Below are 22,267 nucleotides of genomic sequence, written 5' to 3'. Positions count from 1 at the left end.
TCGCGACCCGCTCGTGGCCAAGAGTTGTCGCAATACAGATTGGGCCCGTATGCCAGATCCTTGACCAGCTTCTTATCGAGCAGATTGTTGCCGCGAATGTTCGGCGATCTTGCACCGGGAGAAAGGTTGAAGAGACAATCCTCCGGTTCGACAAGCTGATCAGACCAGGGATTTCAACCGGTCGATACCTGTTGCCTGCCGAACGATCCGGGACGCGAGCGCATTTCCGTTCGCGGCATTGGTGAAGACGACGATCGCCCGCCCACTCCGCGCATCACCGACGCCCAGGGTCTTGAAGATCCCGTAATTGCTGCCGCTGTGCTGGAACAGCTGGCCTGATGAGGATTGCTCGAGTTCCCAACCCAGCCCTCGCGAAATGTCGCGCCCGCGCACTTCGAGCTGCGGCGTGAGCATCGCTCGCCGGGCCGCGTCGCTAATCTCCCAATCCGCCCGCCCCGGCCGATCCATCATGAGAACCATGAACTTCGCATAGTCAGACGCGGTCATCAGGAGCCCTCCCGCCGAATTGACCAGAAGGTCGTGTGTCGATGGCGGCGTCTTTGGATCTGTCTCTCGCATCGCTGCGACCGAATCCTCATAGGTCCAGGACGCGATCGGCTTGCGCCACTTCGAAGCGACCCGGAGCAGCCGGTCGCCCAGCTCGCGCGTGGGCTGGGAAGGAAGCTTCTGCTCGCCTTCCGGAGGTTCGGAATGGCCGAAGACCACCGACCTTGCGATCGCCTCGTCCCAGCCGAAGCTGCTGTGGGACATTCCCGCAGGGTCGAACAGCTTCGCCTGCATCACGCTGCCGAGGCCCATTCCCATGATCGTCTCGACGACCAGCTGGAGCCAGATGAAAGCTTCGCCGGAATAGGTGTAGCGCGATCCGGGCGCGCTGCTCGTGACGAGCGGCTCGGAAGCCCAGTTGGGCAGGCCCGTCGAATGCGCCAGCACCTGCCGGGCCGTGATAAGCTCGATATTCGGGTCGATACCCAAATTCGCCGGCCGGCGATACCGGGCGAGCGGCTTGTCGAGGTCGAGGAGCTTTTCGTCGGCCAGCCGCATCACGACATAGGCGAAGACCGGCTTGGTCATCGACGCGGCTTCGAACAGCGTATCCTCCCGCACGGGGTCGCGGGTGAGAATATTTTTTACTCCGAAGCTTCTGCTCCAGGCCAGCCTCCCGCGGTCCACGACCGCGATGGCGACGCCGGGCACGCCGGCGATGCGCATGAGGCGCGGAAGTTCCTGCACCAGTGCCTCGGACGGAATCCATGCGGCATTGTCGTCTGCGTGATGGGTTCCCGCACGGGCGCGAACGGACACCGGGCCGCTTGCGATCAGCGCCGCAGATCCAACGAGTAGGGCTCGCCGGCCGAGCATCGTTTCGGAAGTCCTCATACGGCGGTCGATCCATCATGCGGCAGGTTACTGATGGCTTTTGGCTGGCTGGATTTGCGACCAAAACCGATAGGCCCCAACACGGCCTATCGGTTGGTCCGGAGGCAATTCAGAGCGGCGAGCCTCCGAGCTTGTAGGTCAGCTGCAGGAAGACGCTGCGGCCGACGCTGTCGAACCAGCTGGTGTTGTAATAGGGGTAGCTTGTCCAGGTCGGATCCTTCACCGGGTTCTTGTCGAACACGTTCCGCACCGTCAGCGACCCGCGCATATGATCGGTGAAATCATATTGCAGCGTCGCGTTGAACAGGTAGCTCGCCTTGATATAGGCATCCTCATCATAGTTCGGCAGTTTTCCGAGACGCGTGCCCGAGAAGGTGAACTGCGCGCCGTCCGACGCCCAGGTGATGCTGCCGTTCGACTTGTCACGCGGCAGGTAATAGCCGCTGTCCGCCGCCAGCTTGTCGATCACAGGATCGCCCGGATATTGCTGGAAGCTGTGCTTGAACACATGGCTGTGCGCGAGCGACAGCGTGAAATCGCCAAAGCTGGTAGGCAGCGTGCCGCGGAAGGCGACGTCGATCCCGCTCGTCTTTTCGCGCGCGATGTTGATCGGGTTGACGCGGATCGACGAGATTTCGCCGATCGACGGCCCGGTGGTGAAGCGGCTGACGCGCGATATCGCATCCTGACAGGTCGGCGAGTTGATATCGACCGCGGTTCCCGCCTGCGTCCGCCCCAGCCGGCAATCGGCCTCGTCGCGCGCGATCTGGTTGACGCTGAGGTCGTCGACTTGATTGTCGAGCGTGACGCGGAAATAGTCGACCGAGATATGAAGGCGGCGCGACGGCGAGAAAACGGCGCCGGCGGTGAGCGTCCGCCCGGTTTCGGACTTGAGATCTCGGTTGCCGTTGCGGTTCACGACGATGCCGGTCCCCGAATAGCTGCAATCGCTGATGTCCTCATAATCCTCGCTGGGATCGGAACGGCAGAGATAATAATCGTCAACGCTGCTTTCGACGTTACCCGGGCCGGTGAAGACATAGTGGAGATCGGGCGCGCGGAAGGCGGTGCCATAGGCGGCGCGGAACAACAGGCTTTCGGTCGGGCGCACTTCGAGCCCGCCATTGTAAGTGAACTTGCCGGTGTTGCCCCCGCCGAAGCGGAAATGATCATAGCGTCCGGCGCCGGTTACGGTCACGAAATCGAGCACCGGCACGCGAAGCTCGCCGCCGATCGCGGCGTGGCTGCGCTTGCCTTTGCCGTCGCTGTCTTTCCAGCTGTAATAATAGTCGGTGAGCGCGAGCGGGTCGGGATTGAGGTCGTAACCCTGCTTGCCATATTCGGCGACCGCGGCGAAGCCGACCGGACCCGCGGGCAGCTGGAACAGCTCGCCGTTGGTGATCGTCGCCTGCAGATTGCTCGTCCAGCTGACGGGCTTGTAGACCGTGTCGGCCGAGATGCTTTCATACTCGGCGCGCGTCAGCGGCGTGTAGAAGCGTGTCGGATCGGCGTCGAAGATCGGGTTGCCGTCGCCGTCGACGCCGAGCTGCGGACCGAGATAGAGGTCGTTCGCCTTGCTGGCGATGATCTGCGGCCAGCGCACGATCGACTTGTAGCGGCTGTAGTTGAACGACAGCTCGTAATTCCAGGCATTGCCGAAATTGCCGCGGATGCCGGGCGTGATGCTGTAGGTCGTCTGCTTGCTGCGCTGCATTTCCAGCCCGCCGGTTTCTTCGGGCGTGAACTGGCGCGTCCATTCGTCGAGCGAATCGACGGCCGGATTGATGTTATAGAAGCTGTTGTTCGAGCTGCTCGACGAACCTTCGAAGCTCCAGCTTGTCACGTCGTACATCAGGCGGACCTTGCTGATCCCGAACTGGAAATCGGTGAACAGCTTGGCATTGTCCGACAGCTCGTACGACATGGTGCCGAAACTGTTGAAACCCTTGCGGCCCGAAATGATCGTGCCGTAACCGATCGAGGTCTTGCTGCCGCAATAGAAGCCCGGGCCATAGTCATCGAGCGCATCGTCGAAATAGCCCCAGTTGGGGCGCGAGGCATAGATGATCGATCCGCCGTTGAGGTTCGACAGCGCGGCGCAGGTGTCGGCGCCCGGATCGATATAGACTTCGTCTTCCATGTTCCGGCGGAGGAAGGTACGCCGCGGCAGGCCGCCGCCCGGCTCGTCGTCGGTGCTGTCCTGGATCTTGCGCTGATACGCCCAGAGCGGGCGTTGATCGAGATATTCGATCCCGCCAGCGATATTGAAACGGTCGGTCGACCAGCCGCCGGTCGCGGTGAAACGGTGCGACAGCCCGCCGCCGTGCTGGGTACGGCCGTGGCGATAGTCGAGCGTGATGCCGTCGAGCTTTTCCTTCATCTTGAAGTTGACGACCCCCGCGATCGCGTCGGACCCGTAAATCGCCGAGCCCGCGCCGCTCAATATTTCGACCTTGTCGATCAGGCTGACGGGGATGTTCGAGATGTCGGTGAAGTTGCTGCGGCCGATATAGGGCAGCGGGAAGTCCGCGATCCGGCGGCCGTTGATCAGCACGAGGGTGTGGTTGGGGCCGAGGCCGCGAAGGTCGACCTGCTGCGCGCCGGGCGTGAAGTCGGCGCTGCTGCCCGACTGCGGGCTTTGCGTTTCGCCGCTGTTCTGCGTCATCGCGGCGAGCAGTTCGGGGACGCTGGTATAGCCGTTGGCGCGGATCGTGTCGGAATCGATCGTCGTGACCGGCGACGGCCCCTGATCCTTGATCGTCGGGATGCGCGATCCGGTGACGATGATTTCCTGCGCGTCGCCTTCGGGGGCGTCCTGTGCGAGCGCCGGCACGGCCAGTGCGGGCATGCAAACGCCCAGCCCGAGGACAATCCGAAACGCCCGCTTCCCGAAATTGGTCATCTATCAAACCCCCTGTTTTGTCCCGGCTCGAATCAAACTCATTCGCCGCCACCGGATATTTCACTCACTCGACCAGAAAGCGTCGATAATTTCAATCACTATGACAAATTTGGAAATCATATTGTCTTTTGAGGTCATCATTATGTACGCTGCCTTTTTCACCGGGGTCGCGGGAAGGAAGACGGATGCTGCGTTCGATCATGCGGGGATTTGGGCTGCTGCTTGCCGCGCTGGGGCTTTCGCTCGCGCCCGTTGCGGCGAAAGAAGCGAAAGATAAGCCCCACGAGCATTACGTCTTCGGCAAATTGAATACGCCGACGCCGGGACCGGTATCGGGCGGGCTGCTTTTGATGGGCGGCGGCGACCGCAACATCGACGCGATGAAATGGTTTTTCGGCAAGGCCGGGAACGGCCATATCGTCGTGATCAGCGCATCCTATGGCAAGGAAATCGGCGAGGAATTCTTCCGCGATATCGGCGGCATCCAGTCGACCGAAATCTTCGTCTTTCACGCCCGGTCGCAGGCGACGAACAAGAAGATCCTCGACCGGCTGAAGAAGGCCGACGGCATCTTCATCGCGGGCGGCGATCAGGCGCGCTATGTGCGATACTGGCGCGGCACCCCGGTGGGCGACATCCTCAACGCGCATGTCGCGGCGGGCAAGCCGCTCGCGGGCACCAGCGCCGGCCTCGCGATCCAGGGCGAGAAGCTCTACGGCGCGATGGACGACGGCAGCATCAAGAGCCCCGAGGCACTCGCCGACCCGTTCGGTCCGGCGAACACGATCGAGGGCGACTTTCTGCATTTCGCGCTGCTCAAGGGCATCGTCACCGACACGCATTTCAAGGAACGCGAGCGGCTCGGACGGCTGTTCGCTTTTGTCGCCAAGGCGCAGACCGGGCGCCCCGCCGACCAGCCTGCGATGCTCGGCCTCGGCGTCGATGAAAGCGCGGCGCTCGCGGTCGAGCCCGACGGCCGCGCGCGCATCTATGCGACCGAACCCGACGGCTATGCGTGGGTCGTCGACGGAGCGGGGCTCCGCGGCCTCGCGCAGCGCGGCCCGCTCGACGCGCCGCGCGTCAAGGTGACGGGCGTCGGCCCCGGTTCGGTGCTCCACCTGCCGTCGGGGCAAGTCGACGCGCCTGTTTTCGTGCGTAACTATGCCGCCCGCGCGGGCGATATCGTCGAGGTGCCGCGCTGGTCGCTCGCGATCCATGGCGGCGCGGGAGTGATCGAGCGCAAGACGCTCTCGCCGGAAAAGGAAAAGGCCTATCGCGCCGGGCTCGACGAAGCGCTGCGCACGGGCAGCGCGGTGCTCGACAAGGGCGGCGCGGCGCTCGATGCCGTCGCCGCGGCGGTGCGTGTGCTCGAGGATAATCCGCTGTTCAACGCCGGGCGCGGCGCGGTGTTCACCGCCGAGGGAAAGAACGAACTCGACGCCGCGATCATGGACGGCAAGACGCTCAAGGCCGGCGCGGTCGCGGGGGTGACGCGCACGCGCCACCCGATCGATCTTGCGCGCGCGGTGATGGACAAGAGCCCGCACGTCATGCTCGCGCGCGACGGCGCCGACCGCTTCGCGATTGAACGCGGGCTCGAACAGGTCGACCCGAGCTGGTTTCGCACCGAGGAACGCTGGCAGGGGCTGCTGCGCTGGCGCGAAAAGCAGGTGTCGGCGGTCGACCCGACGCATCTGTTCGGCACCGTCGGCGCGGTCGCGCTCGACGCCGACGGCAATCTGGCGGCCGCGACCTCGACCGGCGGGATGACGGGTAAGCGCTGGGGCCGCATCGGCGATTCGCCGATCATCGGCGCGGGCACCTATGCCAAGAACGGGCAATGCGCGGTGTCGGCGACCGGATCGGGCGAGTATTTCATTCGCGAAAGTGCCGCGCGGCAAGTCTGCGACCGCGTCGCGTGGAAGGGCGAGAGCCTGAAGGACGCCGCGCAAGGCGCGATCATGGCGGTCGGCGCGATCGGCGGCGACGGCGGGCTGATCGCGATGGGGCCCGACGGCCGCCCCGCCTTTGCCATCAACGACCTCGGCATGTATCGTGGGCGGATGAGCGCCGGGGGGACTCCACAAATTGCGATCTTCGCCGACGAGAAGTTGGCCGATTGATGCCGCACTCGGGCGTCAATCTCGACGAGATCGACGAACGCCTGCTCACCTTGCTGCGCGACGATGCGCGGCAGACGATCGCGCAGCTTGCCAAGGGGCTCGGCATTTCGCGCGGTGCGATCTATTCGCGGCTTGCGCGGCTGGAGGAAGAAAAGGTCGTTGCCGGCTATACGGTGCGGCTGGGCAACGCCTTCGCCGCGAGCCGCGTACGCGCGCATATGATGATCAAGACGCTGCCGCGCTTTCACCGCGAGGTCGAGCAGGCGCTCGCCGGCTTTTCGCTGGTACAGGCGATCCATGCGATCAGCGGCGAATATGACATCATCGCGATGCTCGAAGCCGAGGATGGCGCGCAGCTCAACGAATTGATCGACGACATCGGCCTCCTCGACGGTGTCGAACGCACGACGACGTCGGTGATTTTGGCCACTAAAATCGAACGATAAGCGGTCTATTTATGCCAAGCCGCTAGTAAGGAAAGGCGTTGCATAGGCCGTTCGCGCTCGGTCATTTGCCGCCAGATTGTGATCAGCGACTGAAGCGGGTTGGAAGGCTGAATTCGCGTCAAAAATATAGTATGAAGAGCCTGAGGCGTCAGCTGCATTTTGTGGCCGTCCGCCGGTAGCGGAAATACCAGACCTCATGGCCCTGAGTGCGCGCCTTGGCTTCGTAACGTGTCTCGGGCCAGCCGCCAGGGCGGACCTGGAAATCCTGCGAATCCTGCGCCAGCCATTCGAACTGATGGCGGTGGCGGCGCATCACCATCAACGCGTGCTGCAGATAGATCGGGTGGTCGGTGCCGAAGCGGAACTCGCCGCCGGGTTTGAGCTTTGCCGCGATCAGGTCGAGCGGGCCGTCGTTCATCATCCGCCGCTTGGCGTGGCGGGCCTTCGGCCAGGGATCGGGGTGGAGCAGATAGGCGAAGCTGAGCGCGCCATCGGGGATGCGCCGCAGCACTTCCAGCGCGTCGCCATGATGAATGCGAACATTGCCGATGGGGAGCCGTGCGCCATGATCGCCCGCGACGTGGACCAGTGCCTGGGCGACGCCGTTGATAAAGGGTTCGGCGCCGATGAAGCCATGATCGGGCAGCATGTCGGCACGCCCCGCCATATGCTCGCCGCCGCCAAAGCCGATCTCGAAATGGAGCGGGCGGTCGTAACCGAACAGCGCTTCGGCGGTGACCTCGCCCTCGGTGGGAACCGCGATCTGCGGCAGCAACGTGTCGATCAGGTCCTGCTGGCCCGCGCGCAGGGGTTTGCCCTTTGAACGGCCGTAGAGGCGGTTGATCGTCGTCGGATCGCCGGGCTTATGTGCAGTCATGGGGCGCGCCCTAGCCGCGCGACCGGGCGGCGGCAACCCGCCACCCGGCATAATGCGACATCAAATGAGCGTCAGGCGGCGAGCGCTGCCTTGAGCTTGTCGACCAGGTCGGTGCGTTCCCACGGGAAGCTGTCGCCCTCCGACGTGCGGCCGAAATGGCCGTACGCTGCGGTCTGCTTGTAGATCGGCTTGTTGAGGCCGAGGTGCGTGCGGATGCCCTTCGGCGTCAGGCGCACGAGCTGCGGGATGACCGCCTCGATCTTGCCTTCGTCAACGGTACCGGTGCCGTGCAGGTCGACATAGATCGACAGCGGCTCGGCGACGCCGATCGCGTAGCTGAGCTGGATCGTGCAGCGGCGCGCGAGGCCCGCGGCGACGATGTTCTTCGCCAGATAGCGGGTGATGTACGCCGCCGAGCGGTCGACCTTGGTCGGGTCCTTGCCGCTGAACGCGCCGCCGCCGTGCGGGCTCGCGCCGCCATAGGTGTCGACGATGATCTTGCGGCCGGTCACGCCGGCGTCGCCGTCGGGGCCACCGATCTCGAAACGCCCGGTCGGGTTGATGTGATAGACGGTGTTCGCGGTGAGCAGTTCGGCAGGCAGCACGTCGGCAATCACGCCGAGCACATATTTGCGCAGCTCGGTGTATTTCGCTTCGTCGCCTTCGCCATTGTGGAAATAATAGCCCGGCGCATGCTGGGTCGACACGACGATCGCGGTCGCCTCAACCGGACGCTCGTTGGCGTAGCGCAGCGTGACCTGGCTCTTGGTATCGGGTTCGAGGAAGGGTGCGGTGCCCGCCTTGCGGTCGGCCGCCATACGCTCGAGGATCTTGTGGCTGTAATCGAGCGTCGCGGGCATCAGGTCGGGGGTCTCGTCCGACGCATAGCCGAACATGATACCCTGGTCGCCGGCGCCTTCGTCCTTGTCGCCGCTTTCGTCGACGCCCTGCGCGATATGCGCCGACTGGGCGTGGAGATTATTCTCGAAGCGGAAGCTTTCCCAGTGAAAGCCAGCCTGCTCATACCCGATGTCCTTCACCGTCTTGCGCACAGTGGCTTCGATCTCGTCGAGCGCGCCCGGTGCCCACTCGTCATTCTCGAACACGCCCTTGCAGCGGATTTCGCCGGCCAGCACGACGAGCTGGGTGGTGGTCAGCGTCTCGCACGCGATTCGGGCTTCGGGATCCTTCGACAGGAACAGGTCGACGATCGAATCGCTGATCTGGTCGGCCACCTTGTCGGGATGTCCTTCGGACACGCTTTCGGAGGTGAAGAGGAAGCTGTTGCGCATGGAGAGCCTTCTGTGAACGGATATAAAGGAAGCTTTATGTGAGGTGCTGTTAGCGTCCGCGCCGACGAAAGGCAATGGCCAGCGCGAGCAACAGCAACGCAAACCCGACGGGCAGCATGTTGCCATAGCGCGCGAAGAGCGTGGGGGCATGCGCCTTCGGAACGAAGGTGTCGATGCGTCCCGCCGCATGCATCGGCAGCGATTCGACGATGCGGCCGTCGGCATCGATGACGGCGCTGATTCCCGTCGGGGTCGCGCGCACGACCGGCAACCCTTCCTCGATTGCGCGGAGCCGCGCTTGCGCCAGATGTTGCGGCGGGCCCCAGCCGCCGAACCAGGCATCGTTCGAGGGATTGAAGATGAAATCGGGGCGGTGCGCCCGGTCGACCACCTGGCCTGAAAAGATGATCTCGTAGCAGATTTGCAGCCCGGCCCGACCAAAGGCGCCGAGGTCGAGGGTGCGGGCGCCGGGGCCCGGCCAGAAATCGATGTCGCCGGGGGCGAGCCGCGACAGGCCGATCGCCGACAGGATCGGGCGCATCGGCAGATATTCGCCGTAAGGGACAAGATGCGCCTTGTCGTAGCGCGGGCCGAGCGTGCCGTCGGCATGGACCGTCATCACCGCGTTGCGCGCGCCGACGACATCGCCCGTCTTGTCGAGTTCGAGCTTGAGCGCACCCAGAAGCATCAGGTCGTCGGGGTTCATCAGTTTGATGAGCCGCATACGCGCCTCGACGGGCGAGCGATCATAATAAGGGGCGGGATAGCCCGCTTCGAGATAATCGGGCACCGCCGCCTCGGGCCACAGGATCAGGCGCGGCGTGTCATCCTTCGGCGTCGTCAGACGCGCGAGCTTTTCGAAATTGAGGTCGGCCTTGCTGCCCTCCCATTTGTCTTCCTGTCCGACATTGGGCTGGACGACGGTGATGGGGATGCGCTGCGTACCCTTAACGCGAACGGCGGCATCGACGTTGCTGCCCGTTTGCGACAGAAATGCCGCACCCCATAGGGCGAGCAGACTACCGAAAAGCGTGGCTGCGGCGACACGGCGATGAAACCACGCTAGGATCATCACCGCCGCGAACAGGCAGACGATCGCGCTCATGCCATATGTGCCAATCCAGCGGGCGGGCGCGGCAACGTGCGGGACGGCAATCACCCCCAAGGGGTTCCATGCAAAGCCGGTAAAAATCCAGCCGCGAAGCCATTCGGTGAGCGCCCAGAGGCCGGCGAAGGCCAGCAGGTAGGACGGCGCCGCAAAATGCGCGTCTGCCTTGGGCTTCATCATCCACGCGCCCCAGGCCGCAAGCGCCGGATAGACGGCAAGATACAGCGACAACAGGCCGACCGCGATCCACCCGAGCCATGCGGGCATTGCCGCCTGATAGGTGAAGGCGGTTGCGATCCAGTTGAGGCCGACGACGAAATGGCCGACGCCGAACGCCCAGCCGATACCCAGCGCGCGCGAACCCTTGGGGCTGCGCGCGACAAGCACCATCCAGCCGCCGAGCGCGAGCAGGCTCAGCGGCCACAGGTGGAGCGGGGCGAAGCCGGTTGCCGAAATGGCACCGAGCAGGAGGGCAACAAGCTTTGGCCAACGGTCGGCAAAAGCGGCGATGCGGGAGGATGTCGCGGTCACGCGCGCTGCTTTAGCGCTGCACCCTCGGCCCTACAATGGCACTTGCGATTCTCCGGCGGGGCTTATGGCGAATAACGAGCGGTAGCCGACCCTCGCTTTCATCGTCGCCCCGGACTTGATCCGGGGTCCCGCTTGAGGTCGAAGCCAGCCGATGCCTCAAAAAGCGGGATCCCGGATCAAGTCCGGGATGACGAAAGACAATGAAGCAACGTCCGCTCCCTACCCCAAACGGTTGCGAACGACGCTACACCCGTCAGAGCATATATTTCATCTTGATCGACTGGCGCATATCGCCCGCGACCGCGAAACTTGCCGATTTGAAGCTCGGCGGGCCGACGGTGATCGTGGGATTGCGCGAAAAGCCGAAGCCTTCCTTGGGCACGAAGATCGCGACATCCATCTTGTTGTTGCTGTTCTCGTCATGGACGACCGCGATCGCATAGGTGCCGGTCGCGGGCGCGTGGACCGCGAAATCGCCGGCGTCGGCGGCTTTCACCGCCATGCGCACCGACCCCTTGTCCTTGCTGCAGTCGGGAAATGCCTTGGGATTGGTGGTCAGGCAGACGAGGATCTGCCCCTTTGCGCTGCGCAGCCCGGTAACGTTGACCTCAACTGTTGGAGCGGGCGTCGGCGGCGGCGCGGCGCCGGTCAGCAGCGTGGCCGAAATGGCCAAGGCCAAGATCGGTGCCGCACGCCTTGTCCCAGAAGCGGAAATAAAGTCCATAATTTCCCCGGTAAGCGGCGTGATGCTGCTCGTGATGTGTCGCGGTTATCAGCCAGCGGCCGGCGGGTCCATGAACAAGCGCGCGCGGGAACATCTCCCACCCCATATGATTGCCGACCCCCATGATCGTCATGATCGCGAGCACGAGCCCCAGCACCGCGACATGGATCGGGATCAGAAAGACGAGCGCGGGGATGACGATTGCGCCGGTGATTGCCTCCAGGGGATGAAAGCTCATCGCGGCCCACGCGGTCGGCGGGCGGCTTTCGTGATGAACCGAATGGGCGATTCTGAATAAAGCGGGACGGTGCATCCAGCGGTGCGTCCAGTAAAACCATGTGTCGTGGATCAACAGGTAAGCGAGGAGGCTAAGCGGCAGATACCAGAGCGGAAAGGCGCCCCAATCACTGTAGATGCGCGTCCAGCCATGCGCCTGCCACCCCCACGCGACGACGCCCGCGGGAGCGCCGTAAATCGCGGCGCTCGCAAGGCTCCACCGGACCTCGCGGCGCATCTGCGGCTCGAGCCCGCGATAGAGGCCGGGGTGCTTCCACCGCGTCGCAAGCGCGAAGCCGCCGCTGGTGATCAGATAGCGCACGCCGACGATCGCGGTCATCGCGAGTGCGGACAAAAGGATCGGCCAGCCGGTCATCGCACAAGGCTAGCCGCTCGCCGCCGCGTTGCAATGGCTTTGCGCCCGCGCGTTTGCGTGGCTAAGGCAGGGGAATGGTGGGGCCGAGTAACGACAAATGCGACATCGCGATCGTCGGCGGCGGGCTCGCCGGCGGGCTCGCGACGCTTGCGCTCGCGGCGAAGCGCCCAGACCTCGACATCCGGCTGGTCGAGCCGGGGCCGATCGGCGGCAATCATATCTGGTCCTTTTTCGACAGCGACATCGCCAAGAAGGACCGCTGGCTCGTCGCGCCGCTCGTCCGCTATCACTGGCCGCGCTACGATGTGCGCTTCCCATCGCACGAGCGCCGGCTGCGCATGGGGTACAAAAGCATCACCGGCGAAGCGCTCGCCGATGCCGTCATGGCGGCGCTGCCGACGGGGCATGTCATCGCCGACAAGGCCAAGCATGTCGCGCCCGACCATCTGCTTCTGGCGCGCGGTGGCCGGCTTTCGGCAAAGCATGTGATCGATGCGCGCGGCGGGGGGAAATTCGCGGGCCTCGACTGCGGCTGGCAGAAGTTCGTCGGGCAGGCGCTGACAGTGAAGGGCGGGCACGGCGTCGAGCAGCCCGTCGTGATGGACGCGACCGCCCCACAGCTCGATGGCTATCGCTTCGTCTACCTGCTGCCCTTCGATGCCGAGACATTGTTCGTCGAGGACACCTATTACAGCGACGACGCCGATCTCGATGCCCCGGTCGTACGCGAACGGATCGCGGCCTATGCGGCGGTGCGGGGCTGGGACGTCGCCGCGACGACGCGCGAGGAAAGCGGCGTGCTGCCGGTGGTGATCGCGGGCGATTTCGACCGGCTGTGGCCCGCCTCCGACCGCACCGGACGAATCGGGGTGCGCGCGGGCACCTTCCATGCGACCACCGGCTATTCGCTTCCCGATGCCGTGCGCACTGCATCATCGCTGCCCGGCCTCGTCGATCGCGCCGACCTTCCCGCCATCCTCCGCGACCGCGCTGCGGCGGCGTGGCGGCGCCAGCGCTTCTACCGCATGCTCGGCGCGATGCTCTTCCGCGCCGCCGATCCGGGGGAGCGCTACCGCATCTTCGAGCGCTTCTACCGCCTGTCGCCGGGCCTGATCGCGCGCTTCTATGCCGGGCGCTCGACCACGGCGGACAAGCTGCGCATCCTGTCGGGCAGGCCCCCGGTGCCGATCGGCCGCGCGATTTCCGCGTTGTGGAAACGCGACTGGCGATGACGCGCCGCGCGATCGTCGTCGGCGCGGGTTTCGGCGGGCTCGCGCTCGCGATCCGGCTCCAGTCGGCGGGCGTCGAAACGACGATCGTCGAAGCGCGCGACAAGCCCGGCGGGCGCGCGTACCACTGGATGAAGGACGGCTTTACCTTTGACGCGGGGCCGACCGTGATCACCGATCCGCCCTGTTTGCAGGAACTATGGGCGCTGAGCGGACAGGACATGGCGCAGGACGTCGACCTCGTCCCGGTGATGCCCTTTTACCGTCTCAACTGGCCCGACGGCACGAACTTCGATTATTCGAACGACGAGGCCGCGCTCCGTGCCGAAATCGCCAAGCTCCATCCCGCCGACGTCGCCGGCTACGACCGCTTCCTCGAATATTCGAAGGGTGTGTACGAGCAGGGTTATGTGAAGCTCGGTGCGGTCGCCTTTCTCGACTTCGCCTCGATGATCAAAGCGGCGCCCGCGCTGATGAAATATCAGGCGTGGCGCAGCGTCTATTCGATCGTGTCATCTTATGTGCAGGACGAGCGGCTGCGGCAGGCTTTGTCGTTCCATACCCTGCTCGTCGGCGGCAACCCGATGACGACGAGCGCGATTTATGCGCTCATCCACACGATCGAGAAAGAAGGCGGGGTCTGGTTCGCGCGTGGCGGCACCAATGCGCTGGTGCGCGGCATGGTGCGGCTGTTCGAGCGGCTAGGCGGAACGCTGCGGCTTGGTGATCCGGTGACGCAGATCGAAACCGCGGGTGACCGCGTCACGGGCGTCACGACGCAAGGCGGCTGGTACGGCGACGCCGATATGGTCGCGTGTAACGGCGACCTGATGCACAGCTATAAAGCGCTGCTCGCGGGGCATCCGCGCGGGGCGAAGGTGGCAAAGAGGCTCGCGCGCAAACGCTGGTCGCCGTCGCTCTTCGTCGTCCATTTCGGCGTGAAGGGCTCCTATCCCGATGTGGCGCACCACAGCATCCTGTTCGGCCCGCGCTACAAGGGGCTGCTGGGCGATATTTACGGCGGCGTGATCCCCGACGACTTTTCGCTCTACCTTCACCATCCCAGCATCACCGATCCAGGCATGGCGCCGCCGGGTCATTCCGCCTTCTACGCGCTCGCCCCTGTCGCGCATCTGGGCAGGGCCAAAGCCGACTGGGACGGCGCGTTCGGGCAGCACTTCGCCGACGCGATCATCGAAGAGGTCGAACGCCGCGTCGCCCCCGGCCTTCGCGCCAACCTTGTCACCCGCTTCCACTACACCCCCGCCGATTTCGGCCGCGACCTGTCGGCGCATCTCGGCAGCGCGTTCAGCCTCGAGCCCGTGCTGTGGCAAAGCGCCTGGTTCCGCGCGCACAACCGCGACGATGTGATTTCGAACCTTTACTTCGTCGGCGCGGGGACGCATCCGGGCGCGGGTATCCCGGGGGTCGTCGGCAGCGCCAAGGCGACCGCCAATCTGATGTTGGAAGGTTCCAAGCAGTGAGTTCCAAAGTCGAATGCCCTTGTTGTCGGTTTTTCACGATCGAGGCGCACGCAGACTATGAAATATGCCCTGTCTGCTATTGGGAAGATGATGGGCAAGATGATTTGGATGCAGATGAGGTGCGCGGTGGACCGAACGGAAATTTGAGTCTGAACCAAGCTCGGAAGAACTTTTTGCAGTTTGGGGCCTGTGAGGAAAAAATGCTTGGTCATGTAAGGCCGCCAACTGAAGTTGAGAGACAGAAATGAAACGCCTTGCCGTCTATTGCGGGTCCGCGACCCCCGAAGATCCGATCTATATCGAAACCGCGCGCCACGTCGGGCGCACTTTGGCGGAGCGCGGCATCGGCGTCGTCTATGGCGGCGGGCGATTGGGGCTGATGGGCGCGGTCGCCGATAGCGCCTTGGAAGCGGGCGGCGAAGTCATCGGGATCATCCCCGAGGCGCTCGTCGGCGCCGAGGTCGCGCACCGCGGCTGCACCGAGCTCCACGTCGTGTCGGGCATGCACGAACGCAAGAAGATGTTCACCGACCTCTCCGACGGCTTCCTCACCATTCCCGGCGGCGTCGGGACGATGGACGAACTGTGGGAAGCGATCAGCTGGGCGCAGCTCGGCTATCATACCAAGCCCGTCGGGTTGCTCAACGCCGCGGGCTTCTACAACGACCTTATCGCGTTCAATCGCAACATGATCGAGGTCGGCTTCATCCGCCCCGCGCACGCCGGGATCATGATCGTCGACGCCGGGCTCGACGATTTGCTCGAAAAAATGGCGGCTTATGTCCCGCACAAGACGATTTTCGCGATGAAGGCCGAAACTCTGTAATGAGTGAGGCGGGGGCCTATGATGCACATGCCCTCCACGGTTTCGCGCACGACAGCATCGCGCGCGGATCGAAAAGCTTCGCGCTGGCCAGCCAGCTCTTCGACCGCGAAACGCGCGAGCGGGTGTGGTTGCTCTATGCCTGGTGCCGCGCCGCCGACGATCTGACCGACGGGCAGGATCATGGCGGCGCGATGAAGCCGGACCATGATCCGGTCGCCGCGGTCGCGCATATCCGCGCGCAGACCGACAAGGCCTTTGCCGGGCAGCCGATGGGCGACATGGCGTTCGACGCGCTCGGCTTCCTGCTGACCGAAGTCGCGATTCCGCGCTGGGTGATCGACGATATCGTCGCGGGCTTCGAACTCGACGCGAAGGACTGGCGCCCGCGCAGCGAGGCAGACCTGCTCCGCTACTCCTACCATGTCGCGGGCGCGGTCGGGGTCGCGATGGCGCTCGTCATGGGCATCGATCCCGCCGACGAGACGACGCTCGACCGCGCCTCGGACCTCGGCATCGCGTTCCAGCTCGCCAATATCGCGCGCGATGTGGCCGAGGATGCCGCCGCCGACCGATGTTACCTGCCGGTCGAATGGCTGGTCGAACTCGACATCCCGCCCGGCCAGCACATGCACCCCGCCTTTCGCGGGCGCCTGTCGGTGATGGCGCGATGGCTGTCCGAAATGGCCGAGGAATATGAGGCGTCGGCGCGTTGGGGCGCGCGCAAGCTCGGCCCGCGCAGCCGCTGGGCGGTGCTTGCCGCCGCGGGCATCTATGGCGATATCGTGCGCGAAGTGCGTGCGCGCGGCGACCATGCGTGGGATCACCGCGCCGCATCGAGCCTCTTCGCCAAGCTCGGCTGGGTCGCGCGCGCGGGCTGGTCGGTGCTGCGCCGCCCGCCGCAGCGGCGGATCAGCCGCGAGGGGCTGTGGACGCGCCCCAGACACGTCGAGCGCCATGGTGCCAGCGAATGAGCTATCTCGAGTGGATCGCCGCGGCGTTCGTGCTGACCAATGTCGCACTCGTCGCACTGCGCAGCGTGTGGAACTATCCCTTCGCGCTCGTCGCGGTCACGCTCTACGCCTTCGTCTTTTTCGAGGCGAAACTTTACAGCGACATGCTGCTCCAGGGCTTTTTCTTCGCGCTCAATCTCTATGGCTGGACCGCCTGGATGCGCGCGCGCGATGACAGCGGGGTGCCGGTGCGCTGGATGACCGAGCGTGCGCGGCGAGGCTGGGCGCTTACGACGATCGCCGCGTGGGCGGGGTGGAGCTTTGCGATGGACCGCTATACCGACGCGGCCGCGCCGTGGATCGACGGTGCGATCGCGATGCTCAGCATCACCGCGCAATGGCTGCTCGCGCGCCGCCGCGTCGAAAGCTGGTTCCTCTGGATCCTCGTCGACCTGATCGCGGTGCCGCTGTTCGCGTCGCGCGGGCTTTACGCGACCAGCGCGGTCTATGTCGTGCTGCTCGGCCTGTCGATCGACGGCCTGCTCCAGTGGCGGCGCGCGGCGGCCGCGGGCAGGGCAGCGATATGACGCGCCATATCTGCCTCCATGGCGCCGAAAGCACGGGCAAATCGACGCTCGCGCCGCGGCTCGCGCTTCAGCTCGGCGGGCTCGTCGTCCCCGAATATGGCCGCACCTATGCCGAGGCGAACGGCACCAACCTCGACGAAGTCGACCTGCTCGCGATCTTCGACGGCCACTTGGCGGCGACGCGCGAAGCGCTCGCGCAGCGGCCCGAATGGCTGATTTCGGACACCGATCCGCTGATGACGCAGGCGTGGGCAATCATGCTGCTCGGCCGCCGTCTGCCCGAGATCGACTTGTGGGACGAGGTCGCTGACCTCTATCTCGTCCCCGCGATGGACCTTTCGTGGGAAGAGGACGGCACCCGCCTGTTCGGCAGCGAACTGGCACGGGATCAGTTCATGGAGGTCGCGATCGGCGAGCTCGACCGGCGCAAACTCAAATGGGCCTGGGTCGAGGGCGAAGGCGATGCGCGGCTGCAAAGCGCGCTGGCGGCGATTGAGGCAGCAGGGTTGGCCTGAGCGAATCTGCGGATGTGGTGAGTGTCGGCTTTGGAGTGGGAGCTGGCGTCGTCTCCTTTCTCTTCGTCACCCCGGACTTGATCCGGGGTCCCGCTTGATGTCGAAGCCAGTCGGTGCCTCAAAAAAAAGCGGGATCCCGGATCAAGTCCGGGATGACGATAAATAGGAACGGCAACTAGCGGTCGAAAGCCGACGGCCCAGAAGCTACCGCGCGTACGCGTCCCTTAACTCGCGCTTCAGCACCTTGCCGATCGGGCTGCGCGGCAGTTCGTCCAAGACGGTGATCGCGCTCAACCGCTGCGTCTTGCCGACCTTGGCGTTGCAATCGGCGCGCACGGCCTCGGCCTCGGCGCCGTCCTTCAGCACGACGAACGCGACGGGCGTCTCGCCCCATTCCTCGCTCGGCATGCCGACCACCGCCGCTTCGACGACGCGCTCATCGGCAATCAATATCGCTTCCAGGTCGCTCGGGAAAATGTTGAACCCGCCCGAAATGATCATGTCCTTCGCGCGGTCCATCAAGGTCAGGAACCCGTCCTCGTCGATGCGGCCGATGTCGCCGTGGCGATAGAAGAGATTTCCCTCGGCGTCGTACCAGTGCATCGCCTTGGTCGCGTCGGGACGGTTGTTATATCCCGTCATCATCGCGGGGCTGCGGCCGACGACTTCGCCGACCGATCCTTGCGGCAGCTCGTTGCCGTCCTCGTCGATCACCTTCGCGATATGTCCCGGCGCGGGCTTACCGACCGTGTGCAATTTGTCGGGGAATTGATGCGCCTCGAGGATGAACGCCGCGCCGCCTTCGGTCATGCCGTAAATCTCGACGAGCCCGCCCGGCCAGCGCCGGAGCACATCGGCCTTGAGCGCCGCGGCGAAGGGCGCCGAGGTGCAATATTTCACGACGAAGCTGGAGAGGTCGAAGTCGCCGAAATCGTCGAGCGCCATGATCCGGCGATACTGCACCGGGACCAGCATCGTGTTCGTCGCGCGCTCGCGCGCCGCGAGCTCAAGGAAGCCGCGCGCGTCGAATTTCTTCATCAAGACGACCTGCCCGCCCGACCCGACCGTCGGCATGAAGCTCGCCATCGTCGTGTTCGAATAGAGCGGGGTCGACAGGATTGTCACGGCATTGGGGCCATAAGCGGGGGCGCCACGGATGATGTGCTGCCAGCGCATCGCATGGCTGTGGATGATGCCCTTGGGCGTGCCGGTGGTGCCCGACGAATAAATGATGTTGAAGCCGTCATCGGGCAGAATCTCGACCGGTGCGGGCTTCGCCCCCGCGAGCGACAGCCAGGCGTCGAGCGGTGTTCCGGCGTCGCTGCCATCCATCGCGATCAGGTCGCTCGCGGTGATGACATGGCCTTCGAGGCTCGTCTTTGCCGCACTGTCGAGGAACAGGTGGCGCGCGCCGGTGTCCGCGATCATCGCCGCCATCTGCTCGCCCGTCGCGCTGTTGGTGACGAGCCCTGCGACCCCGCCGGCGCGCAGCGTGCCGAGGATCACCGCCATCTGCTCGACGCTGTTGAGGCCCGCGATCGCGGTGCGGTCGCCTTTCGCGAATCCGTCCTGCTGCAACCGCGCGGCGATTCGGTCGGTCAATTGATCCAGTTCGGACCAGCTCAGCCGCCGCAGCGCGTCGGCAGCCGCTACGGCATCGGGACGCTCCGCGGCATGAGCACGGACAAGGTCGGGCAGGGTGGCGAAGTCGCCGTCAAGCATTTCGATACTGGTCATGACCCATGGGTTAGCACAGCCGAAAGGCGGTGCAATGCCGGTGGGGCGGCGGGGCGCTAGGGTCAGGATCTACCAAATGCGCGTTCGAGGTTTGAAGCGATTTTGCTCAGGGCGCGAAGGCAAGGCGCAGGCATATGAGAATATTCCAAGACTTGCCGACGAAGCCATGGGCAAAATCGGTCAAATCCCGAAGGGACGCCGAAATGGCTTCGATCTCAGGCCCGCGCGGCCTTGCGGGTAGCGATGCTACCCGCTGCATCCGCTCGAGCCCGATATCTTCGCCATTTCGACGCCTCGAACGCGCATTTGGTAGGTCCTGACCCTGGATATGTTGCGTCGACGACGGGGGATGCGGATGGCATCATCGGATATTGCCGGGCAAGGCGACCGGAAGTTGCTGGTCGCCGTCCATCATCCCGTGCCTGCACGGGCCGATGTCCTCGGTGCGGCGATCGAGGCCGCGGGTTTGGCGGTGCAATTCCTGCCACCGCATGTGAGCGACCTGCGCCCTTGGGTCGACAGTTGCTTCAATCTGTTGCTTATCAATCCCTTCCTCGACTGGCAGGAGCCGTCCGAGTTCGTCCGGTTGGCGTCGTCGATTGCCGGGCGCCGGCCGCTGATCGCCTTGTCCGACCGCGACTCGCTCGACGACCGGATGGTCGCGCTCGGCGCGGGCGCCGACGATGCGGTGGGCTGGACCGACAATCTCCCCGAAGTGCTCGCGCGGGTTGCCAGCCTGCTGCGCCGCAGCCGCATCGCCGCCGGGCAGCTCGGCGAGGGAGAACTCAGCATCGATCTGATCGACCGGCGCGTCGAACGCGCGGGCCAGATCATCCGTCTGCCGCTCCGCGAATTCGATCTGCTCGCGAACCTTGCGCGTGTGCCCGACCGGCCGCTGTCGCGCGGCGCGCTGCTCCGCGCGGTGTGGCGGCTCGATTTCGATCCCGGCACCAATCGGGTCGAGGTGCACATGTCGCGGCTGCGCGCCAAGGTCGATCGGGGATTCGACTGGCCGATGCTGCGCACGGTGAAGGGCATGGGTTACGCGCTGCGCTCGCGTCCGGATTAATCCTCCCTGTCGCGCAGCGATGGGGAGGGGGACCGCCGCGAAGCGGTGGTGGAGGGGCGGCAACGTAACGTCCCGGCCCCTCCGTCAGCCTCTTCGAGGCTGCCACCTCCCCACGCCTCCGGCACAGGGAGGATCGAAGATTTGATCGACGTGCCGCTCGGATTTGCCCCTTCTTGATCGCTATCCTGTCACGAGCCCCAGCTTGCTTGACCGAAAGTTTCAGGTTGCTACTGATCTTCGACATAAAGAAAGCAACGATTCCCGGAGATGATGCCCGATGCACCCCTCAGTCCACGCCCGCGCCAATCCCGATAAAGCCGCGATCATCGTCGCCGAGACGGGGGAGGCGATCAGCTATGGCGAACTCGATGCGGCGTCGAACCGCGCGGCGCAGCTCTTTCGCTCGCACGGGCTGGGGCATGAGGATGTCGTCGCCTTCATGCTCGACAACACCCCGCATTATTATGGGCTGACCTGGGGTGCGCAGCGCGCGGGGCTCCGCTATGTCTGCATCTCGTCGCGGCTGACGCAGGACGAGACCGACTATATTCTCGAAAATTCGGGCGCGCAGATCCTGATCGTGTCGGCGAGCCTTGCGGGCGCCGCGCAGCAGCTCACGACGGGCATCAAGCGCTTCGCGATGGGCGGCGCTATACCGGGGTATGAAAGCTGGGAGGATGCGGTCGCCGCGATGCCCGCGACTCCGGTCGCCGACGAGCGCGCGGGGGTCGACATGCTCTATTCGTCGGGCACCACCGGCCGGCCCAAGGGTGTGCGCGTGCCGCTGCCCGAGGATCCCGCGATCGACGCGACGAACAGCCTCGTCATGCTCGCCTCGGCGATATTCCAGATCAACGCCGACAGCATCTATCTGTCCCCGGCGCCGCTCTATCACGCCGCGCCGCTGCGCTGGTCGATGACCGTCCACCGCCTCGGCGGCACCGTCGTGCTGATGAAGAAATTCGATCCCGAGACCGCGCTGGCGCACATCGAAAAATATCGCGTGAACGCCAGCCAGTGGGTGCCGACGCATTTCGTGCGCATGCTCAAGCTGCCGGACGACGTCCGCACGCGCTACGACACCTCGTCATTGAAAGTCGCGATCCACGCGGCCGCGCCGTGCCCGGTGCCGGTCAAGCAGGCGATGATCGACTGGTGGGGGCCGGTATTGTTCGAATATTATGCCGGCTCCGAGGGCAATGGCATGACCTTCATCTCCAGCGCCGACTGGCTGACGCACAAGGGCAGCGTCGGCCGCCCGATCCTCGGCGCGATCCACATCATGGGCGAGGATAACGAGACCGAGCTTGGCGCGAACGAAGAAGGCGCGGTTTTCTTCGAAAGCGAAAATGTCTTCGAATATCATGGGGATAATGAAAAAACGGCGTCGAGCCGCAATTCGAAGGGCTGGTCGACCCTCGGCGATGTGGGCAAAGTTGATGAAGATGGCTTCCTCTATCTGACCGACCGCAAGAGCTTCATGATCATCTCGGGCGGGGTGAACATCTATCCGCAGGAAATCGAGAACCACCTCGTCACCCATCCGAAGGTCGCCGACGTCGCCGTCGTGGGCGGCCCGCACGACGAAATGGGCGAGGAAGTGATCGCGGTGATCCAGCCCGCCGACATGGCCGACGCGACCGATGCCTTCCGCGCCGAATTGCTGACCTATGCGCGCGAGAAATTGTCGGGGGTGAAAATCCCGCGCCGCATCGATTTCATGGAAGCGCTGCCGCGCCACGACACGGGCAAGCTCTACAAGCGCCTGCTCCGCGACCAATATTGGGAAAAGGCAAAGGCGGAGGCCTGATCCG

Annotated in this window: 19 protein-coding genes; 11 read left to right on the top strand and 8 right to left on the bottom strand. The window is 64.6% G+C overall.

Features of this window, described 5'->3' with window-relative positions:
- Window positions 1-159 precede the first annotated feature (159 nt).
- Window positions 160-1,401: a serine hydrolase domain-containing protein gene (locus ACTJI5_RS08585; RefSeq protein ID WP_440860002.1), complete on the bottom strand. Its 1,242-nt coding sequence runs from the start codon at window positions 1,399-1,401 to the stop codon at window positions 160-162.
- A gap of 109 nt (window positions 1,402-1,510) precedes the next feature.
- Complete coding sequence (locus tag ACTJI5_RS08580) at window positions 1,511-4,249, bottom strand: TonB-dependent receptor plug domain-containing protein (protein WP_231732679.1); 2,739 nt, start codon at window positions 4,247-4,249, stop codon at window positions 1,511-1,513.
- A gap of 239 nt (window positions 4,250-4,488) precedes the next feature.
- On the opposite strand from ACTJI5_RS08580, the gene ACTJI5_RS08575 reads away from it, so the two are divergent.
- Both ACTJI5_RS08575 and ACTJI5_RS08570 read left to right on the top strand, forming a co-directional pair.
- Window positions 4,489-6,426 carry an isoaspartyl peptidase/L-asparaginase gene (locus tag ACTJI5_RS08575; protein ID WP_440860001.1) on the top strand — a complete coding sequence of 646 codons (1,938 nt, stop codon included), beginning with the start codon at window positions 4,489-4,491 and terminating at the stop codon, window positions 6,424-6,426.
- On the top strand, window positions 6,426-6,872 hold the full coding sequence (locus ACTJI5_RS08570; RefSeq protein WP_058538904.1) for an Lrp/AsnC family transcriptional regulator: 447 nt from the start codon (window positions 6,426-6,428) through the stop codon (window positions 6,870-6,872). Before ACTJI5_RS08575 ends, ACTJI5_RS08570 begins: the two co-directional genes overlap by 1 nt.
- Before the next feature lie 148 nt (window positions 6,873-7,020).
- Here ACTJI5_RS08570 and trmB read toward each other — a convergent pair whose 3' ends face one another.
- From trmB to ACTJI5_RS08545, 5 genes are all read right to left on the bottom strand, one after another.
- Window positions 7,021-7,749, bottom strand: coding sequence for a tRNA (guanine(46)-N(7))-methyltransferase TrmB (gene trmB, locus ACTJI5_RS08565; protein WP_310251108.1), 729 nt, complete (start codon window positions 7,747-7,749; stop codon window positions 7,021-7,023).
- Window positions 7,750-7,820: 71 nt separating this feature from the next.
- Window positions 7,821-9,041: a methionine adenosyltransferase gene (gene metK, locus ACTJI5_RS08560; protein ID WP_058539120.1), complete on the bottom strand. Its 1,221-nt coding sequence runs from the start codon at window positions 9,039-9,041 to the stop codon at window positions 7,821-7,823.
- 49 nt (window positions 9,042-9,090) lie between these two features.
- Window positions 9,091-10,680, bottom strand: a complete 1,590-nt coding sequence (gene lnt / locus ACTJI5_RS08555) for an apolipoprotein N-acyltransferase (RefSeq protein ID WP_440860000.1) — start codon at window positions 10,678-10,680, stop codon at window positions 9,091-9,093.
- 253 nt (window positions 10,681-10,933) lie between these two features.
- A complete protein-coding gene (locus ACTJI5_RS08550) occupies window positions 10,934-11,353 on the bottom strand; it encodes a DUF2141 domain-containing protein (protein ID WP_440859999.1) in 420 nt (139 codons plus the stop codon).
- Window positions 11,289-12,056: a sterol desaturase family protein gene (locus tag ACTJI5_RS08545; RefSeq protein WP_440859998.1), complete on the bottom strand. Its 768-nt coding sequence runs from the start codon at window positions 12,054-12,056 to the stop codon at window positions 11,289-11,291. The genes ACTJI5_RS08550 and ACTJI5_RS08545 overlap by 65 nt, the downstream gene beginning before the upstream one ends.
- Window positions 12,057-12,130: 74 nt before the next feature.
- Between ACTJI5_RS08545 and crtY the strand changes: the two genes are divergently transcribed.
- Genes crtY through ACTJI5_RS08510 form a run of 7 tightly spaced genes read left to right on the top strand, consistent with a single transcriptional unit; the run spans window position 12,131 to window position 17,647 of the window.
- Window positions 12,131-13,288: a lycopene beta-cyclase CrtY gene (gene crtY, locus ACTJI5_RS08540; protein ID WP_440859997.1), complete on the top strand. Its 1,158-nt coding sequence runs from the start codon at window positions 12,131-12,133 to the stop codon at window positions 13,286-13,288.
- Window positions 13,285-14,769 (top strand): phytoene desaturase, encoded by a 1,485-nt coding sequence (locus tag ACTJI5_RS08535; protein ID WP_440859996.1) that lies wholly within the window; start codon window positions 13,285-13,287, stop codon window positions 14,767-14,769. Before crtY ends, ACTJI5_RS08535 begins: the two co-directional genes overlap by 4 nt.
- Window positions 14,766-15,017: a CPCC family cysteine-rich protein gene (locus tag ACTJI5_RS08530; RefSeq protein WP_082639839.1), complete on the top strand. Its 252-nt coding sequence runs from the start codon at window positions 14,766-14,768 to the stop codon at window positions 15,015-15,017. The genes ACTJI5_RS08535 and ACTJI5_RS08530 overlap by 4 nt, the downstream gene beginning before the upstream one ends.
- On the top strand, window positions 15,014-15,595 hold the full coding sequence (locus ACTJI5_RS08525; RefSeq protein WP_440859995.1) for a TIGR00730 family Rossman fold protein: 582 nt from the start codon (window positions 15,014-15,016) through the stop codon (window positions 15,593-15,595). The genes ACTJI5_RS08530 and ACTJI5_RS08525 overlap by 4 nt, the downstream gene beginning before the upstream one ends.
- On the top strand, window positions 15,595-16,566 hold the full coding sequence (locus ACTJI5_RS08520) for a phytoene/squalene synthase family protein (protein ID WP_439513507.1): 972 nt from the start codon (window positions 15,595-15,597) through the stop codon (window positions 16,564-16,566). The genes ACTJI5_RS08525 and ACTJI5_RS08520 overlap by 1 nt, the downstream gene beginning before the upstream one ends.
- Entirely contained in the window at window positions 16,563-17,132 is a 570-nt protein-coding gene (gene pnuC, locus ACTJI5_RS08515) for a nicotinamide riboside transporter PnuC (protein ID WP_440859994.1), read from the top strand. The genes ACTJI5_RS08520 and pnuC overlap by 4 nt, the downstream gene beginning before the upstream one ends.
- Window positions 17,129-17,647: an AAA family ATPase gene (locus tag ACTJI5_RS08510; RefSeq protein ID WP_310251134.1), complete on the top strand. Its 519-nt coding sequence runs from the start codon at window positions 17,129-17,131 to the stop codon at window positions 17,645-17,647. The genes pnuC and ACTJI5_RS08510 overlap by 4 nt, the downstream gene beginning before the upstream one ends.
- Window positions 17,648-17,851: 204 nt before the next feature.
- Here the strand turns inward: ACTJI5_RS08510 and ACTJI5_RS08505 are convergent, their stop codons facing one another.
- A complete protein-coding gene (locus tag ACTJI5_RS08505; RefSeq protein WP_440859993.1) occupies window positions 17,852-19,384 on the bottom strand; it encodes a class I adenylate-forming enzyme family protein in 1,533 nt (510 codons plus the stop codon).
- A gap of 355 nt (window positions 19,385-19,739) precedes the next feature.
- Here ACTJI5_RS08505 and ACTJI5_RS08500 point away from each other — a divergent pair, with 355 nt between their 5' ends.
- A complete protein-coding gene (locus tag ACTJI5_RS08500; RefSeq protein ID WP_058539128.1) occupies window positions 19,740-20,453 on the top strand; it encodes a response regulator transcription factor in 714 nt (237 codons plus the stop codon).
- 277 nt (window positions 20,454-20,730) lie between these two features.
- The gene (locus ACTJI5_RS08495) at window positions 20,731-22,263 is read left to right on the top strand and encodes an acyl-CoA synthetase (RefSeq protein WP_440859992.1); all 1,533 of its coding nucleotides are present in this window, start codon (window positions 20,731-20,733) and stop codon (window positions 22,261-22,263) included.
- The last annotated feature ends 4 nt before the right edge of the window (window positions 22,264-22,267 follow it).

The organism is Sphingopyxis sp. 22461, from assembly GCF_052044915.1.
Lineage (GTDB): Bacteria > Pseudomonadota > Alphaproteobacteria > Sphingomonadales > Sphingomonadaceae > Sphingopyxis.
This window is presented reverse-complemented; position numbering and strand designations above follow the sequence as displayed.

Excerpts from the sequence above, each read along its gene's own strand:
- ACTJI5_RS08500 (WP_058539128.1), top strand. The coding sequence starts at position 19,740 with ATGGCATCATCGGATATTGCCGGGCAAGGCGACCGGAAGTTGCTGGTC.
- metK (WP_058539120.1), bottom strand. The coding sequence starts at position 9,041 with ATGCGCAACAGCTTCCTCTTCACCTCCGAAAGCGTGTCCGAAGGACAT.
- ACTJI5_RS08495 (WP_440859992.1), top strand. The coding sequence starts at position 20,731 with ATGCACCCCTCAGTCCACGCCCGCGCCAATCCCGATAAAGCCGCGATC.
- ACTJI5_RS08545 (WP_440859998.1), bottom strand. The coding sequence starts at position 12,056 with ATGACCGGCTGGCCGATCCTTTTGTCCGCACTCGCGATGACCGCGATC.
- ACTJI5_RS08535 (WP_440859996.1), top strand. The coding sequence starts at position 13,285 with ATGACGCGCCGCGCGATCGTCGTCGGCGCGGGTTTCGGCGGGCTCGCG.
- ACTJI5_RS08510 (WP_310251134.1), top strand. The coding sequence starts at position 17,129 with ATGACGCGCCATATCTGCCTCCATGGCGCCGAAAGCACGGGCAAATCG.
- ACTJI5_RS08505 (WP_440859993.1), bottom strand. The coding sequence starts at position 19,384 with ATGACCAGTATCGAAATGCTTGACGGCGACTTCGCCACCCTGCCCGAC.
- crtY (WP_440859997.1), top strand. The coding sequence starts at position 12,131 with ATGGTGGGGCCGAGTAACGACAAATGCGACATCGCGATCGTCGGCGGC.
- ACTJI5_RS08580 (WP_231732679.1), bottom strand. The coding sequence starts at position 4,249 with ATGCCCGCACTGGCCGTGCCGGCGCTCGCACAGGACGCCCCCGAAGGC.
- pnuC (WP_440859994.1), top strand. The coding sequence starts at position 16,563 with ATGAGCTATCTCGAGTGGATCGCCGCGGCGTTCGTGCTGACCAATGTC.
- ACTJI5_RS08585 (WP_440860002.1), bottom strand. The coding sequence starts at position 1,401 with ATGAGGACTTCCGAAACGATGCTCGGCCGGCGAGCCCTACTCGTTGGA.
- trmB (WP_310251108.1), bottom strand. The coding sequence starts at position 7,749 with ATGACTGCACATAAGCCCGGCGATCCGACGACGATCAACCGCCTCTAC.
- ACTJI5_RS08570 (WP_058538904.1), top strand. The coding sequence starts at position 6,426 with ATGCCGCACTCGGGCGTCAATCTCGACGAGATCGACGAACGCCTGCTC.
- ACTJI5_RS08575 (WP_440860001.1), top strand. The coding sequence starts at position 4,489 with ATGCTGCGTTCGATCATGCGGGGATTTGGGCTGCTGCTTGCCGCGCTG.
- ACTJI5_RS08525 (WP_440859995.1), top strand. The coding sequence starts at position 15,014 with ATGAAACGCCTTGCCGTCTATTGCGGGTCCGCGACCCCCGAAGATCCG.
- ACTJI5_RS08520 (WP_439513507.1), top strand. The coding sequence starts at position 15,595 with ATGAGTGAGGCGGGGGCCTATGATGCACATGCCCTCCACGGTTTCGCG.